Here is a 15,947-nt window from a genome sequence, read left to right on the forward strand (position 1 = left end):
ATTAAATTTATTTGTTTTGGATTAATTTATTTTGCGCGTTTCATCTGGAAGCCTACACGTGGGAAATGAACGACCACAGTTCCGACTCGTTCATCTTGACGGCGCACGGCCAATTCATTTTCACTGGCGATGACAAGTTCGCCCACGACCGGGTCCAGCGCATAGTCGGTCGGCATGATGGCAACTTGCTCACCCAACGCTATGCCATGGCTGTCAACGAAGTTACGACCATCCGTATCAAATCCCTGGGCATTTTTGGCTATGTCCAATGCTTCTGCACTGCTCAGCGCTTCAGACTGGTGATGCCCGAAAGCGACTACCTGCTCCATCCATTTCAAGAGTTTTGGATAAGCGTCGAAAACAGGATTGATCGCTGGAGCCAGTCGTATCAGCCACAAAGCCTGATACACAGAGAAATCTGCAACGCTGGCTTGTGTACCCAGCAGAAACGGCGCATCGCCGCTGAGCATATTTTCCAGACGACTTAAGTATTCTAAAAGCTGCCCTTTGGCTTCACCCATGCTGGTGCGCGGCATATTGCCACGCATGGTGGCACGGTCTGCACTGAAGGCTTGCAATTCTTCAGCACTGATATTGCCGAATATGGATGGGATGGCCGCTGGCTGAAATGCATAGGGGATTGCTGTCCAGAACAGCGTAGTATCAGCCCATTGTGCCAGATTGCGCGCCAGACCATTGATAGCAGCCGGGTATAGAGCAGGTGCGGGCGATCGTTTTTCCAGCACCTCGGCAATCAAAGATGTATCACAATAAATATCCCCGCCAATTTGCAATATGGGTGTACGCCTGTAGCCACCCGTCAACGCCGTCACATCTGGCTTGGGCATGATGATGGGTACTGTTACAGACTTCCACTTCAATTGTTTGAAACCGAAAATCAGGCGGATCTTTTCTGAAAATGGAGAAATTGCAAAATTATGGAAAATAAGGTCGGACATGATTGCTCTGTGCTCTTCAGGTTTATACGACTAACTCAAATCAGCTTCACCAACTGCTTGCCGAAGTTTTTGCCTTTCAGCAGGCCAATGAATGCTTCTGGCGCAGCAGCAATGCCTTCAGCAACAGATTCGCGGAACTTCAGTTTGCCAGTCGCCACCAGGCCACCCAGTTCTTTCAAACCTTGCGGCCACAAATCCATGTGTTCAGAGACAATGAAGCCACGCATCGTCAAACGCATGGTCAAGAATACGCGCGCATTCTTGATGCTCAATTGCTCGCCGTTGTACCCGGCAATCAAACCGCACAGGGCGATACGGCCAAAGGCATTCATGCGCGCCAGGCTCGCATCAAAGATTTCACCGCCGACGTTTTCAAATACGGCATCAATGCCATCCGGTGTTGCGGCGGCCAAGTCAGCTTCGAGATTGCCTGCCTTGTAATCGATGCAGGCATCAAATCCCAGTTCATTGACAACATAAGCACATTTGTCTGAGCCACCCGCTATACCAACCACGCGGCAACCCAGTTGCTTGCCCAGTTGACCAACCACACTGCCCACGGCACCGCTGGCAGCAGACACCACGATGGTTTCACCGGCCTTGGGTTGCATGATCTGCGTCAGGCCATACCAGGCTGTCAGTCCGGGCATACCAACTGAGCCGAGGTAGGCTGACAATGGAATATACGTGGTATCGACTTTGCGCAACAGCAAGCCATCAGACACACCCATTTCTGACCAGCCCAGCATGCCTATGACTTTGTCACCCACATTGAATTTGGCATTTTTGCTGGCGACCACTTCACCTACCGTACCACCTATCATGGTTTCACCTATGACTTGTGGGGCGGCATAGCTTTTGGCATCTTCCATGCGGCCGCGCATGTAAGGGTCAAGCGACATATAGTGATTGCGCACCAGTAGTTCACCATCCTTGAGTTCTGGCACAGGCAGGGATTCAAGGCGGAAATTTTCTGGCACAACCTGGCCTTTAGGACGAGAGGCCAGCACGATACGTTGGTAAGAAAGTTGAGAATTAGTAGTCATGATTTGCTCATTTCATCAAGTGATTTGCCACAGCCTGGAAGGCGCGGTAAGTGACAGGGTCAGTCGCGCCATTGGCAGCAATGGGATGGGAAGAAAATTTAACGATGACCATTTCGGCCACCGGGTCGATGTAGATACGTTGTCCGTGTATGCCACGGGCTTCAAAAGTCTGGTGGCTGTTGTGCGCTACCCACCACATATTGCGGTAGGAGTAACCTGGCAAAGTGGCATAGCCCGCCTTGGCAAACTTAGCCGAGTCAGCACCCTTGCGTATATCTTCCACTGCAGCGGCGGGAATGATTTGCTGGCCATTGAATTTGCCATTCAGGCGCATCATTTCACCAAAGCGTGCCATGTCACGTAGCGTCAGATTCAAACCACCGCCACCCTGCTCGGTGCCTACGCTGTCTACCGAAAAATAGGCATCATTCTCGGTACCCAGTTTTTGCCAGATACGTTCAGACAAGAGATCAGACAGATTTTGCCCGCTTGCGCGCTTGACTATCCAGGCCAGCACTTCTGCATTCACGGTCTTGTAGGCAAAGGCTTCGTCATGCTTGCCTTCTTTTTTCAATTTCACCAGGAAATCATAAAAAGTTTTAGGCCCGTCATAAGTTGGGGCTACAGGCAACAGCCCGCCTGATCTGGCGTAATCCCAGACTTCAGCTTTAGGGTCAGCGTAATTTTCAGAATACTGCACGCCTATGGTCATATCCATGACCTGGCGAACAGTGGCGTCACCATAGGCTGTGTCTTTGATCTCAGGAATATATTGCGTAACAGGTGCACTTGGATCAAGCCTACCTTCCGCAGCCAAAGTAGCAGCCAGCGTACCAACAAAGGACTTGGTGACCGACATGGCGATATGCGGCAAGTAAGTTTTAGTAATCCCAAGGTAGCGCTCGTAAACGATCTTGCCCTTGTGCAGCACCAGTATGCTGTCGGTGTAAGTATGGGCTTGCATATCAGCCCAACCAATCTCGCTACCCTTTTCATCTGCGAACCGCAATTTATCCAAATCACGCAAAGCTACTGGCAAAGCTGACACTGGGCCAGCACCATGCCAGACATTGCTGGTAGGCCCCAGTTCACGCCCATGAGAAAACGACCAACGTGTGCGCGGGAACTGGTAATTGCTGCCATTTGCAAATTTGATGAGCTTGTCAGGTGCCGGTGGGAAGCCCTGCATCCAGCCCATTTTTTGCGGGTCGCTTGCCTCAGCATCAGGCAAGGCTGTTTGTGCCGAAGACATGCTCATGAATGGTCCACAAATTAAAGCTGAAAAAAGTACTGCAAAGCGGGTCTGCTGCATGTTGGTCTCCATTTATTTTTATAAGACTTGCAGAAACGACGTCAATTTTTTATTTTTAATCAGTCACTACCGTAGAGTTTTTTCATATTCTCGCCAGACTTCAAGCGTCGCAAGTATTTGAAAGTACCCATGGCTTTGGCAATCAGCTTGTCGCCATTCCAGACCTCTCCCTCGCAAAAGCACATGGTGGTGGATTGATGGAAAGCCTTGCCACGCGCTTCCATACGGCCACCTGGTACACCGCCTGGCTGCAGGAAAGTGGTTTTCATTTCTACCGTGACGACTCCCTTGAGGTCGCTACTCATGGACCGGCCAGCCATCGCCATCACCACATCAAGCATGGTCATAATCACGCCACCGTGGGCAATTTGCCAGCTATTCATGTGCCGTTCGCTCAGGTCAAGTGCCAGTCGTGCATGACCATTTTCCATTTCCAGGAACTCAACGCCCAAGTCGTGTAAAAAAGGATTCAATACCGGTGTTGGTTGCGCAATGGGAAGCGCCGCAGCAGACTTGGCCTCTGTCATACAGCAGATACTCCGCCATCCACTGCCAGGGTTTGGCCTGTAATGTGCTTACCAGCATCACTGGCAAACAGCATGGCCACGCCCTTCAAATCTTCATCATCACCTATGCGCTGCAAAGGCGCTTCTTTGGCGAGTTTTTCTTCGCCCAGGTTTTCCAGTATGCCCTTGGTCATTTTTGAGGGGAAAAATCCCGGTGCAATCGCATTGACGGTAATGCCATGCACACCCCATTCACCAGCCAGCGTGCGTGTAAAGTTAATGACGGCTGCCTTGGAGGTGTTATAAGCAATGGTCTGCATGGTACCAGGCGCATTACCAGCCAGACCGGCGATAGAGGCGATATTGATGATGCGGCCATACTTGCGCGGTATCATGGACCGTTTACCGACTGCCTGCGAGATCAGGAATATGCTGCGGATATTCAGGTTCATGACCTTGTCCCAGGCATCAACTGGATAATCTTCCGCCGGAGCACCCCAGGTAGCGCCTGCATTATTGATAAGGATATCGATATGTCCCAGACGGGCCAGTGCTTCATCTACCAATGGCTGCACTGCTGCTTCTTTAGACAAATCAGCAGCAATCGCGCTGGCATCTATGCCACGGCTTTTCAGGTGGGCGACAGCTTCATCCAGATCAGATTGCTTGCGTGAAGACAGCACCACTTTGGCACCCTGCTCACCCAGCGCTTCTGCCATTTGCAGACCCAGTCCACGCGAGCCGCCAGTGATCAGTGCTGTCTTGCCATGCAAGTCAAATAATTGTTGTACGGTACGAATTGCTTTGCTCATTTTTTGTCTCCGGTATGTGCGACTACCACCTGTCTGCGCGCAGACAGGAAGGACATCGTTTGTTATGTGTTTTTGATTATTTCAAGGCTATGGTTCAGAACCAGGCATCCTGCATATCGAAAGTCGTCATATCGATATTCGACAGCAAATCCAGTTGGGGATGAACGCGTGGCAATTCCCAGTGGAAGAAGTATTTACAAGCCTGCAGCTTACCTGCATAGAAATCAGCATCATGGTGATTTTCTTTGTTCAGACACAAGCTGGCTTGCTCCAGCCACATCCAGGCAATCACGGCATGGCCAAATACTTCCAGATAAGCCGAGGCGTTCGCCAGGGTCTTGTTGGTATCTCCCACGCCGTGCAGTTGCTGCGTAACGCTGGCCAGTCTTTGCAACACACGTGCCAGTGATTTGGTATAGGCCAGCAATTCAGGATGAGCCGCAGCTCTAGCCAAAGTCTTGTGCATGATTTCGCCCAAAGCTTCAAGCGCGGCACCGTCTTGCATGACCACCTTGCGGCCCAATAAATCCAGTCCCTGTATTCCGTGCGTACCTTCATGGATGGGATTGAGGCGGTTATCGCGGTAAAACTGTTCTACATTGTATTCACGGGTATAACCATAACCACCATGCACCTGTATCGCCAGATTATTCGCTTCCAGACACCATTGTGAAGGCCAGGATTTAGCAATCGGTGTCAATATCTCCAGCATCTGCGCAGCATGGGTACGTGCCTCAGGCGATGGCGCAGTACGCTCTTCATCGACCAGGCGGGCACAAAACAAATTCAATGCCAGGCCACCTTCGACATAGGCTTTTTGTGCCAGCAACATACGCTTGACATCGGTATGTTCAATGATAGGCACTTGTGGTGCAGCCGGGTCTTTGTTCAGCGGTGCACGTCCCTGTGGACGGTTACGGGCATAATCCAGTGCATGCAAATAACCGGTATAGCCCAACATGACAGCACCCAGGCCTACACCTATGCGTGCCTCATTCATCATGTGGAACATGTTTGCCATGCCACGGTGCACGGTACCCACCAGATATCCTATCGCACCCGCTTTACCTTGCGGTTTGAATTTACCTTCACCAAAATTCAGCAGGCAATTGGTGGTGCCGCGATAACCCATTTTGTGATTCAGGCCAGCCAGCACTACGTCATTACGTTCGCCTAAACTACCATCAGCATTCACCAGTTTTTTTGGCACGATGAAAAGCGAAATGCCTTTAACGCCAGGTATCAGCTTGCCGTTTGCGTCCGGTACTTTGGCCAATACCAGATGCACGATATTCTCGGCCAGTTCATGCTCCCCTGCCGATATCCACATCTTGTTGCCCGTCAACCGGTAAGTGCCATCTTCTTGCGGCTCAGCCCTGGTGACGATATCAGACAGGCTGGAGCCAGCTTGCGGTTCAGACAAACACATGGTGCCAAAGAAACGGCCTTCCAGCATGGGTTTGACGAAGGTTTCTATCTGCTCAGGTGTACCGCATTTGAGCAAGGTATTGGCATTGCCTATGGTGAGGAAGGGATAAGATGCCGTCCCAACATTCGCCCCTTTGAAATAAGCAAAACCAGCTTTTTCAACCACGCAGGGTAACTGCATGCCGCCAACATCAAAATCTTGCCCTGCGGCCATCAAGCCAGCTTCGCAAAATGCTTTCAGGGCAGTCTTCACTTCAGGAATCATGTGCACTTCTTCGCCATCGAAGTGCGGCTCCTGCTGGTCATTTTTTTTATTGTGGGTAGCGAACAGGTCTGTCGCTATTTGTTCGCAGGTATCAAGGGCGGCATTGAACGTTTCGCGGCTATGATCGGCAAAACGAGGCCTTTGATTCAGTGATTCTACATTCAGCCATTCATACAGCATGAATTCGAGATCACGGCGGGAAAGAATTTTAGATTGCATGGCTTTATCTGGACAAAAGAGATGAGGTACTCATTTTGCCCAAACCGGATGACAACATCATACGGTCCGGGCACCCAACATGCATCCAGCTTAGACTACTTCAAACAAACCTGCAGCGCCCTGGCCGCCACCAATACACATGGTGACCACGACATATTTTGCACCACGGCGTTTGCCTTCGATCAGCGCATGGCCAGTCAGGCGTGCGCCTGAAACGCCGTAAGGATGTCCCACTGCAATTGCGCCACCATTGACATTCAGTTTATCCATGGGGATACCGAGTTTGTCTGCGCAATACAAGACTTGTACGGCAAATGCCTCATTCAATTCCCACAAACCGATGTCCTCAACTTTGAGGCCGGCTTTTTTCAACAATTTGGGAATCGCAAAGACCGGGCCTATACCCATTTCATCTGGCTCGCATCCTGCGATCGCAAATCCACGGAAAATACCCAATGGTTGCAAGCCCTTTGCCTCAGCCAATTTGCTGCTCATCAGGATAGCAACAGAAGCGCCATCAGAAAACTGGCTGGCGTTACCGGCAGTAATCACACCACCTGGCACTGCGGTACGGATTTTGGAGACGCCTTCGAGTGTCGTATCTGCACGTATGCCTTCATCGGCAGAAATGGTGACTTCTTTGGTGATCAGCATGCCAGTCGCTTTATCAGCCACGCCCATGGTGGTAGTCATAGGCACGATCTCGGCATCAAACAGGCCCGCGGCTTGTGCAGCAGCTGCGCGCAACTGGCTTTGTACACCATATTCGTCCTGGCGTTCCTTTGCGATGCCATAACGTTTGGCGACAGTTTCTGCCGTTTGCAACATGGGCCAATAGACTTCTGGCTTGTGTTGCTTCAGCCAGGTTTCAACGATCATGTGGCTATTGGCTTCGTTTTGTACGCAAGAAATAGACTCGACACCGCCTGCCGCATAGATATCGCCTTCACCGGCAATAATTCTTTGTGCTGCCAGGGCAATGGTCTGCAAGCCGGAGGAGCAAAAACGATTGACCGTCATGCCAGCAGTAGTTACCGGGCAACCTGCACGCAAAGCGATCTGACGAGCAATATTGCTGCCAGTTGCGCCTTCTGGCGTGGCACAGCCCATGATGACATCTTCCACCTCGCCTGCTTCAATCTTTGCGCGGGTAATGGCTGCATTCAATACATGGCCACCCATGGTAGCACCATGCGTCATGTTGAAAGCACCCTTCCAGGATTTTGCAAGGCCAGTGCGGGCGGTGGATACGATAACTGCGTCAGACATGTAGATCTCCTGATTAATATAAGTATGTGTACAGGCTGGAACTGCTGATAACCATCATAAGTAGTAATTTGCCCTTTGCAAATCAACATGCAGGAACAAACTTCCATAGCCCTGTTTTGCTTGAATCGAATTGCCTGAAGTAAAAGCATATAGATCAAGCTCAAAAACTAGAATATCACATTTTAGTACGACCGTTCGTAAATTAATTTCATGCAATTACAGTGCTCAATATTGCTCTTCTTTACATATTCAGGATAGCGCCTTTGTAAGTTTCTGTAAGTTTCGAGCAAGCAAGCCGTAAGTTTCGACTTGCACACTTTGCTTGCAATAAAAATTATGTCGGAAATGTGATAGTGGGATTCCGGCCATTTTTTAGCATACTTAATATACATAAAACAGGAGACAAGCATGGCGACAGCACCTATCGCAACGTCAGGCGGCATGACAGCAGAAGAACGCAAGGTTATTTTTGCGTCTTCACTGGGAACCGTCTTTGAATGGTACGACTTTTATCTATATGGCTCACTTGCGGCCATCATTGCAAAACAGTTCTTCGCTGGCACTGACCCCAATACTGCATTCATCTTTGCCTTGCTGGCATTTGCAGCAGGCTTTATCGTGCGGCCCTTCGGCGCATTGGTCTTTGGTCGCCTTGGTGACATGATAGGCCGCAAATATACCTTTCTCGTCACCATCCTGATCATGGGCGGCTCGACCTTCTGCGTTGGCTTACTGCCTAGCTATGCCAGCATAGGTATTGCAGCGCCAGTTATCCTGATCACTCTGCGCATCTTGCAGGGGCTGGCATTGGGTGGCGAATATGGTGGCGCAGCAACGTATGTTGCAGAGCATGCTCCTCATGGCAAGCGCGGCGCCTACACGGCCTGGATACAGACTACAGCTACACTGGGATTGTTCCTTTCGCTGATGGTGATCCTGGGCACCCGTATGGCCATAGGCGAAGAAGAATTTGGCAACTGGGGCTGGCGTGTTCCCTTCCTGGTATCCGTTTTCCTGCTGGCTATTTCAGTCTGGATACGCTTATCCATGAACGAATCTCCTGCTTTTGCCAAAATGAAAGCTGAAGGCAAAACTTCCAAGGCTCCATTGACAGAATCTTTCGGTCAATGGAAAAACCTGAAGATCGTTATCCTGGCTCTGCTGGGTTTGACAGCGGGTCAGGCTGTGGTCTGGTATACAGGCCAGTTCTATGCACTGTTCTTCCTGCAACAAACACTCAAAGTCGATGGCCCGACTGCCAACGTTCTGATCGCAGCATCGTTGGTCATAGGCACGCCATTCTTTATCGTATTTGGTACTCTTTCGGATAAAATTGGCCGCAAACCGATTATCCTGGCAGGCTGCCTGATTGCAGCTGCGACCTATTTCCCAATTTTTGGCGCACTCACACATTATGCCAATCCTGCTCTGGAAAGCGCATTGAAAAATGCACCAGTTGTGGTAACGGCAGATCCAAATGACTGCCAATTCCAGTTCAACCCGACAGGCACGAAGAAATTTACCTCTTCATGCGATATCGTCAAGGCAAAACTGGCAGCCGCTTCAGTCAATTACTCAAACGAAATAGCTGCACCAGGAACCATTGCATCCGTCAAAGTTGGCGATAAAGTCATTACTTCTTACAATGCAAATGGCTTGCCAAAAGATGAAGCCACCGCAAAAGACAAGGCCTTCTCTAAAGATCTGGGTGAAGCGATCAAAGCTGCAGGCTACCCAGCCAAAGCTGATCCTGCACAAGTCAACAAGCCTATGGTACTGGTCTTGCTGATCATCCTGGTCATCTATGTGACCATGGTGTATGGCCCTATCGCTGCCATGCTGGTGGAAATGTTCCCGACACGCATACGTTATACCTCGATGTCCTTGCCTTATCACATCGGCAATGGCTGGTTCGGTGGCCTGTTGCCAACTACAGCGTTTGCTCTGGTTGCCTTCAAGGGAGATATTTACTTCGGCTTGTGGTATCCGATCATCATTGCCTTAGCCACTTTCGTTATCGGTCTGTTGTTTGTCAAAGAAACCAAAGACAATGACATCTATGCTGCCGATTGATCAGTAAGCAAACCGTCGATTGAAAAAAACGCCCGTCTGTTGACGGGCGTTTTTTATTGTGAGCGGCTACAAGTTGTAGTTCATGACCAGGCTGGCCCGTCCCACTTCCACATCCAATTGCGCCTCGCTGCCAACCACGAGGCTGGCACGGGTTGAGATGTGGCCAAACGGCAAACCGGTAATGACAGGCACATTGATCACACTACGAATGTAAGCAAGCATTGCATTGAAGTCATAGCCATTGTCATGAACAGCCAGTTTGTAGGCAGAAAAATTCCCGAGTACGATCGCTTTTTGCTTACTCAACACTCCGGCGAAATGCAGTTGCAGCAGCATGCGCTCTATGCGGTAAGGATGCTCGCCTATGTCCTCCAGGAACAATATGCCACCTTCAACTTCAGCCCAATATGGTGTACCGACGACATGGGTCAGCATGGCCAGATTACCGCCCCATAGCTTACCGTCAACATGCAAATCTTGTTCTGTAGCAGTTTCAAATTCAACTGTGTGCATGGTATTGCTGACACACGCCTGGAACTGCTGCAAGGTATATTCAACAGGCTGCTCACGTATGTAATCATCACACAGCATGGGGCCTGCAATACTGGTACGGCCACGCGCCAGCATTGCCAGATGCACGAGGGTAAAATCACTATAGCCAACAAAACACTTGCCACTATTTGCCAGCAAATCAAAATCAAGCAAAGGCATCAGCCTTGACATGCCATAACTGCCACGCAGTGCCATGACTATCTGCACATCAGGATTTTGCGCAGCCTCATGGGTTTGCCTGACTCGTTCTGCATCCATCGCTCCAAAACGTTGAAATTTGGCATCAGCATCATAGTAGCTATGCACCTTAAAACCTTGTCCGGCCAATCGCTGCAAGCCACGCTCAATCAGGCTATCGTCGAGAGGTGCGCCACTCGGGGCAATGATGGCGATTCCGGTTTGCGTGCTTGATCCAGGCATAATGTATTTCAGTCTTGTATAGGAAGTGTACTGACATCAGAACTCGCAGCAAGTTTCTTTTGTGCGGCCACGGCACGCCGGTGGGCAAAAAAGTCCTTGAGCATACTGCTGCATTCGTCTGCCAGCACGCCACCCGTCACTTGCGTATGATGATTCAATTGCCCATGTTCAAATACATTCAGCAAAGAACCGGCCACACCAGTCTTGGGGTCGCTGGCAGCATAAATAACACGCGCCAGTCTGGCATGCATCATCGCCCCCGCGCACATCATGCACGGTTCAAGGGTAACGTAGAGTTCACATCCGGGCAGGCGGTAATTGCCAATTAACTCAGCGGCTGCGCGCAGGGCCATGATTTCTGCATGGGCGGTGGGGTCGTGTCTGCCTATGGGGCGATTATAGCCTGTAGCAATGATCAAGCCATCCTTGACGACCACAGCACCTACTGGCACTTCGCCTTCATTTCTGGCTAGCAGGGCTTGCTGGTAGGCTGCCTGCATGAACTGTATATCATGCAGGCTCTGCTGGTTCTGCTCACTTTGCGGCAGCAGATTTTGCGCGTCGGCCATTATCCGTCTATCTCAGCCCAGCAATTTGGAGTTTCATACAGCGTGACTTTGGTCAACTCCAAAGTGCGGCCAAACCTGCCGTGATAAACCACCTTCAGAATATCGAAGGCGATCTTGGCCAGATTTTCTACAGTCGGCACGCGATCAATGACCACCGTCTTGTGCCCTGGCAGTTTCTCCAGGAAATTCTTGATGATGTAATCCTTCTCATAGACGATGAAGGAATGGTCCCACAGATTCACCAGATGCTCGTTGGCGAGCGCCTTGATATCACCAAAATCCATGATCATGCCGTTGTCCGACTCGCCATCTTTCTGGACGACCTCACCGGTCAGGGTAATTTGCAGGGTATAGCGGTGACCGTGCAAATTGCGACACTGGCTGCCGTGATCGGGAATACGATGACCTGCATCGAATTCCAACTTTCTGGTAATCGTTAACATGAAAACTCAAGGAATCTGTAATAGTTTATGGGTTTGCAAACTCAGCTTCCATTGCGGATGCTGTTTGCAGTATTCAATTGCAAGACGCAAATTATCGTCTCTTAAAGGGCCATCCATGGCTTGTACAAAGTAATGTTCAAAATCAAGATTTGCGTATGCAGCCATATCCTGACCAAACTGCGGGATCACCACTTTGAGCTCACTACCTTTTCTGACAACCAGTTCTGATCCCATTTTTGGGCTGACGCATATCCAATCTACACCATCAGGAACAGGCAAGGTACCATTGGTTTCTATGGCGATCTCAAAACCCACTGCGTGCATTGCTTCAATCAAGGCCGCATCAAGTTGCAACAAGGGTTCGCCGCCAGTAAACACCACGTACTTGCTTGCAGTATAGGACACCGGCCACAAAGCATTGATAGTCGCAGCCAGCGCTTCAGCCTGTTTGAACTTGCCACCGCCTTCACCATTGGTACCGACAAAATCGGTATCACAAAACTGGCAGACAGCCGTCGCCCTGTCTTCTTCGCGCCCAGACCACAAATTGCAGCCAGAAAAACGGCAAAACACCGCCGGACGCCCAGCATGATTGCCCTCGCCTTGAAGAGTATAAAAAATTTCCTTGACGCTATAAGTCACGTCTTATTCCCGCATGATGATCAGCAGCGACTTTAATGGCTGCACTGGCAAGGCTTTTCGACAAAGCCGCTCTCTTTTTACACTGCAAGCAAAATGCAATATATGAAATTTTAGCGTGTTTTTGGAACGCAAAAGGCTACTATGATACCACGTAGCAGGTCATTACCCCCAACTTGTCTGGAACTTGCATGCCAGCACGCCAATTATTGATATTTTTACAAATAGTTCCTTGCTGTGCAAAGAAAAAGCGCAAAGCAGGAAACCTGCCTTGCGCTCTCATTTGTAACGATGTTCAGAAAATCAGGGGGCGTCAGGTATTTTTTCCAGGGTATTAATACTGATATGCGGCCACTGGATCAAGCCCTTTCCATCAGGGCGCGGGAAAAACTCCAGTAACACCAACTGCGAATATTGCAGGCGCATCTGAGGTTTGTTATTGGCATCCAGAATCTCCTGTATCCAGAAGGTAGATTTCATCGTCACTGCGTTGGCCTGCTTGACAACAAAAGGAATATTGTGGATACCGCCCGTTTCTATCGTTGTATCAACAGACAGGATCGTTGTTTTCTTGATATTCACCCCTTTGTTAGCCTCATTGAGCAAAGCGTTAGGCAATGTAGGATCAAACAAACCGCGGAAAGGCTGTGCATGGAAATGGCTATATGGTGCCAGGTAAGGGTCGGTGAGACTCTGCGGTACACCTATGGGCAAGCTATTGATTTCACGGATTACTGGTGCACCAGCAACTTCAGTGTGCTGGCCTAATGCCAGAACGGAGTCACCATGGGGAACACTTGATAACCGTGCGATATCGTGACCGGTCGAGACCTGATTCGCCATATGTAACCATAAACCGGGTTCAAAATGAATGGCAGCACCTGGATTGCCAGCCAGGCCGCTGACCGGGAAATCCTGCGCAGCGATTTGTGTTACCGATTGCTGGTAACGCAAGGCCGCCAGGAATTGATCCGAATTGATCAGGCCATTTGCTGTTTTGGTCAGGCCACGATTGGGAACACCTTTGTCTACCAGGGTAAAGTCAAGCTCTTCGTTATATTGATTCAGCAAAAGCCGGAAATCTGTTTTGGCTGGCGCCGGTGCCACGAATGGCAAGGCAATCATATTCCAGCCATGCCCTTCCAGGCCATTCACGTTACGCCACTTACCTGCCAATAATTTAAGTGGACCAAGTTCATCATCTTTAATGCTGGCTTTACTGATAGTACGGCCTTGCGCCTTCATGGCCGTAAGTTGCTGGCTGCTGAGCATGGTGAATTCCCTTCCGCAATTGTTTGTAGGATTGCCCGCCTACGTCATTGAAGTCTTGCCCTTGCGGTCAAAGCCCCTTGCAAAAGCTTCCTGTATGACAATGTTTTCCCAAGCAAATACCTATCTGGATTCAGTACTTGAGTTTTTTGCGAGCAAATCATTTTAGCAACTTAAACTTCAAATAATTATCTTTTTTAATAATAAATTTAATAATTAAATTATATTTTTAAGTAGACTTAAAGATATCCACAATAAACAACGGAATTTTCACGGATTGTTACCAGACAGGAACAAAAAAAACATCATCCAGATATGGCAAGGCACTCTTGCTTAAAAGGCCCTGAGCAAAAAACGTAAACATTCATCAACCACTACACCAGCCCTCCCCAAAAATAACAAGTACATCACTCTTCTTTCGCAAGAACGATCCCAAGCTGATCCACCAGTTCCCTTATCTGGCTATTTTTCCGCCATTAATTAGCCCGCCAGCCGGGCAGCAAAAAGCCCGCAATGACGCGGGCTTCTGGGGTGTTTCGTGCTTTCAGTTGCCTGATATTGCCAGACCTAAAATCATTCCCACTCTATGGTCGCAGGCGGCTTGCCCGAGATGTCATAGACTACGCGATTGATACCACGTACTTCGTTGATGATGCGGTTGGATACTTTGCCCAATAACTCGTGCGGGAGATGTGCCCAGTGGGCGGTCATGAAATCTTGCGTTTGCACCGCACGTAAAGCAACCACGTATTCATAGGTACGACCATCACCCATGACGCCGACGGACTTGACCGGCAGGAATACGGCAAAAGCCTGACTCGTTGCGTCGTACCAGCTTTGCGGTTTTTCTGCATGCGGATCGACAAAGGTGCTGCGCAATTCTTCAATGAAGATGGCGTCAGCACGGCGCAGCAAGTCGGCAAATTCCTTTTTGACTTCACCGAGTATGCGTACACCCAGGCCAGGACCAGGGAAAGGATGGCGATAGACCATGCTATGTGGCAGACCCAGAGCTACGCCCAGCTTGCGCACCTCGTCTTTGAACAACTCACGCAGTGGTTCAAGCAATTTCAGGTTCAGGGTATCTGGCAAGCCACCAACATTGTGATGGCTCTTGATGGTGTGCGAGCCTTTTTTACCTTTACCGGCGCTTTCGATAACGTCCGGGTAAATCGTGCCCTGCGCCAGCCATTTGGCATTGGTCAACTTGCCGGATTCAACCTGAAAGACTTCGACAAATTCACGACCTATGATTTTGCGCTTGGCTTCCGGATCTGTCACACCTGCGAGATGCCCCATGAATTGGGCAGTCGCATCAACATGAATGACTTTGACACCGAGGTTCTTGGCAAACATTTCCATGACCATCTTGCCTTCGTCAAGACGCAACAGACCGTGATCGACGAATACGCAAGTGAGTTTATCGCCTATGGCGCGGTGTATCAGCGCAGCAGCTACACTGCTATCGACACCGCCGGACAAACCGAGTATGACTTCGTCGTCACCAACCTGGGCCCGTATGGACGCAACAGCTTCGGAGATGTAGTCAGGCATGTTCCAGTCAGATTGGCAGCCGCAGATTTCGTGCACAAAACGGCTGATGATGGCTTCACCCTTCAATGTATGCGTGACTTCAGGGTGGAATTGCACAGCATAAAAACGGCGCTCTTCATCTGCCATGGCAGCGATAGGGCAATTGTCTGTAGATGCCATGAGTTTAAAGCCTGGCGGCATTTCATTGACCTTGTCGCCATGACTCATCCATACCTTGAGCATGCCATGACCTTCTGGCGTGACGAAGTCATTGATGTCCTTGAACAGGGCTGTATGGCCACGGGCACGGACCTCGGCATAACCAAATTCTCGGACCAGGCCATTTTCAACCTTGCCACCAAGTTGCTCTGCCATGGTTTGCATGCCGTAGCAAATGCCCAGCACTGGGACACCGACTTCAAATACGGCCATAGGTGCACGAGGGGTGTCGCCCTCTGTTACGCTGTTTGGACCACCAGACAAAATAATGCCGGCAGCGCCATAGTTCTTTATGAACTCATCACTGACGTCATAAGGATGAACTTCAGAAAACACACCAGCATCTCGAACGCGGCGAGCGATCAGTTGCGTGACCTGGGAACCAAAATCGAGGATAAGAATTTTTGAGTGCAT

General features: G+C 49.9%; 14 protein-coding genes. 1 reads left to right on the plus strand and 13 read right to left on the minus strand.

The annotated features are described in order from the left end of the window. Nucleotides 1–26: 26 nt before the first annotated feature. The 7 genes from UNDYM_RS13735 to UNDYM_RS13765 form a co-directional block, all read right to left on the minus strand. Nucleotides 27–959 carry a glutathione S-transferase family protein gene (locus tag UNDYM_RS13735; RefSeq protein ID WP_162041542.1) on the minus strand — a complete coding sequence of 311 codons (933 nt, stop codon included), beginning with the start codon at nucleotides 957–959 and terminating at the stop codon, nucleotides 27–29. Between the two features lie 35 nt (nucleotides 960–994). Further along, nucleotides 995–2,005, minus strand: a complete 1,011-nt coding sequence (locus UNDYM_RS13740) for an NADP-dependent oxidoreductase (RefSeq protein WP_162041543.1) — start codon at nucleotides 2,003–2,005, stop codon at nucleotides 995–997. A 7-nt stretch (nucleotides 2,006–2,012) separates the two neighbouring features. After that, nucleotides 2,013–3,263 carry a serine hydrolase gene (locus UNDYM_RS13745; protein ID WP_232064065.1) on the minus strand — a complete coding sequence of 417 codons (1,251 nt, stop codon included), beginning with the start codon at nucleotides 3,261–3,263 and terminating at the stop codon, nucleotides 2,013–2,015. Between the two features lie 113 nt (nucleotides 3,264–3,376). Beyond that, the gene (locus UNDYM_RS13750; RefSeq protein ID WP_162041545.1) at nucleotides 3,377–3,844 is read right to left on the minus strand and encodes a PaaI family thioesterase; all 468 of its coding nucleotides are present in this window, start codon (nucleotides 3,842–3,844) and stop codon (nucleotides 3,377–3,379) included. After that, the gene (locus UNDYM_RS13755; RefSeq protein WP_110254229.1) at nucleotides 3,841–4,623 is read right to left on the minus strand and encodes an SDR family oxidoreductase; all 783 of its coding nucleotides are present in this window, start codon (nucleotides 4,621–4,623) and stop codon (nucleotides 3,841–3,843) included. Before UNDYM_RS13755 ends, UNDYM_RS13750 begins: the two co-directional genes overlap by 4 nt. 106 nt (nucleotides 4,624–4,729) lie before the next feature. Continuing rightward, nucleotides 4,730–6,547, minus strand: coding sequence for an acyl-CoA dehydrogenase (locus UNDYM_RS13760; RefSeq protein ID WP_162041546.1), 1,818 nt, complete (start codon nucleotides 6,545–6,547; stop codon nucleotides 4,730–4,732). Nucleotides 6,548–6,637: 90 nt separating this feature from the next. Next, nucleotides 6,638–7,816, minus strand: a complete 1,179-nt coding sequence (locus tag UNDYM_RS13765) for an acetyl-CoA C-acyltransferase (RefSeq protein WP_162041547.1) — start codon at nucleotides 7,814–7,816, stop codon at nucleotides 6,638–6,640. Nucleotides 7,817–8,224: 408 nt separating this feature from the next. Between UNDYM_RS13765 and UNDYM_RS13770 the strand changes: the two genes are divergently transcribed. Beyond that, nucleotides 8,225–9,889 (plus strand): MFS transporter, encoded by a 1,665-nt coding sequence (locus tag UNDYM_RS13770; RefSeq protein WP_162041548.1) that lies wholly within the window; start codon nucleotides 8,225–8,227, stop codon nucleotides 9,887–9,889. A 66-nt stretch (nucleotides 9,890–9,955) separates the two neighbouring features. Here the strand turns inward: UNDYM_RS13770 and UNDYM_RS13775 are convergent, their stop codons facing one another. The 6 genes from UNDYM_RS13775 to guaA all read right to left on the minus strand — a co-directional run bounded on the left by UNDYM_RS13775 (nucleotide 9,956) and on the right by guaA (nucleotide 15,947). Then, nucleotides 9,956–10,861, minus strand: a complete 906-nt coding sequence (locus UNDYM_RS13775) for an LD-carboxypeptidase (RefSeq protein ID WP_162041549.1) — start codon at nucleotides 10,859–10,861, stop codon at nucleotides 9,956–9,958. Between the two features lie 8 nt (nucleotides 10,862–10,869). Next, nucleotides 10,870–11,430, minus strand: a complete 561-nt coding sequence (tadA, locus tag UNDYM_RS13780) for a tRNA adenosine(34) deaminase TadA (protein ID WP_162041550.1) — start codon at nucleotides 11,428–11,430, stop codon at nucleotides 10,870–10,872. After that, nucleotides 11,430–11,873, minus strand: coding sequence for a 6-carboxytetrahydropterin synthase QueD (gene queD, locus UNDYM_RS13785; RefSeq protein WP_110253669.1), 444 nt, complete (start codon nucleotides 11,871–11,873; stop codon nucleotides 11,430–11,432). Before queD ends, tadA begins: the two co-directional genes overlap by 1 nt. A gap of 6 nt (nucleotides 11,874–11,879) precedes the next feature. Then, the gene (gene queE, locus UNDYM_RS13790) at nucleotides 11,880–12,515 is read right to left on the minus strand and encodes a 7-carboxy-7-deazaguanine synthase (RefSeq protein WP_162041551.1); all 636 of its coding nucleotides are present in this window, start codon (nucleotides 12,513–12,515) and stop codon (nucleotides 11,880–11,882) included. A gap of 300 nt (nucleotides 12,516–12,815) precedes the next feature. Next, a complete protein-coding gene (locus UNDYM_RS13795) occupies nucleotides 12,816–13,784 on the minus strand; it encodes a heme-binding protein (RefSeq protein WP_162041552.1) in 969 nt (322 codons plus the stop codon). A 570-nt stretch (nucleotides 13,785–14,354) separates the two neighbouring features. Further along, nucleotides 14,355–15,947: a glutamine-hydrolyzing GMP synthase gene (guaA, locus tag UNDYM_RS13800; RefSeq protein WP_162041553.1), complete on the minus strand. Its 1,593-nt coding sequence runs from the start codon at nucleotides 15,945–15,947 to the stop codon at nucleotides 14,355–14,357.

It is taken from the genome of Undibacterium sp. YM2 (assembly GCF_009937975.1).
In the GTDB taxonomy this organism is placed as follows: Bacteria; Pseudomonadota; Gammaproteobacteria; order Burkholderiales; family Burkholderiaceae_D; genus Undibacterium.

What these genes read in the sequence shown, in the direction of transcription:
- UNDYM_RS13735 (WP_162041542.1), bottom strand. Translation starts at nt 959, where the DNA reads ATGTCCGACCTTATTTTCCATAATTTTGCAATTTCTCCATTTTCAGAA.
- UNDYM_RS13740 (WP_162041543.1), bottom strand. Translation starts at nt 2,005, where the DNA reads ATGACTACTAATTCTCAACTTTCTTACCAACGTATCGTGCTGGCCTCT.
- UNDYM_RS13745 (WP_232064065.1), bottom strand. Translation starts at nt 3,263, where the DNA reads ATGAGCATGTCTTCGGCACAAACAGCCTTGCCTGATGCTGAGGCAAGC.
- UNDYM_RS13750 (WP_162041545.1), bottom strand. Translation starts at nt 3,844, where the DNA reads ATGACAGAGGCCAAGTCTGCTGCGGCGCTTCCCATTGCGCAACCAACA.
- UNDYM_RS13760 (WP_162041546.1), bottom strand. Translation starts at nt 6,547, where the DNA reads ATGCAATCTAAAATTCTTTCCCGCCGTGATCTCGAATTCATGCTGTAT.
- UNDYM_RS13765 (WP_162041547.1), bottom strand. Translation starts at nt 7,816, where the DNA reads ATGTCTGACGCAGTTATCGTATCCACCGCCCGCACTGGCCTTGCAAAA.
- UNDYM_RS13770 (WP_162041548.1), top strand. Translation starts at nt 8,225, where the DNA reads ATGGCGACAGCACCTATCGCAACGTCAGGCGGCATGACAGCAGAAGAA.
- UNDYM_RS13775 (WP_162041549.1), bottom strand. Translation starts at nt 10,861, where the DNA reads ATGCCTGGATCAAGCACGCAAACCGGAATCGCCATCATTGCCCCGAGT.
- tadA (WP_162041550.1), bottom strand. Translation starts at nt 11,430, where the DNA reads ATGGCCGACGCGCAAAATCTGCTGCCGCAAAGTGAGCAGAACCAGCAG.
- queD (WP_110253669.1), bottom strand. Translation starts at nt 11,873, where the DNA reads ATGTTAACGATTACCAGAAAGTTGGAATTCGATGCAGGTCATCGTATT.
- UNDYM_RS13795 (WP_162041552.1), bottom strand. Translation starts at nt 13,784, where the DNA reads ATGCTCAGCAGCCAGCAACTTACGGCCATGAAGGCGCAAGGCCGTACT.
- guaA (WP_162041553.1), bottom strand. Translation starts at nt 15,947, where the DNA reads ATGCACTCAAAAATTCTTATCCTCGATTTTGGTTCCCAGGTCACGCAA.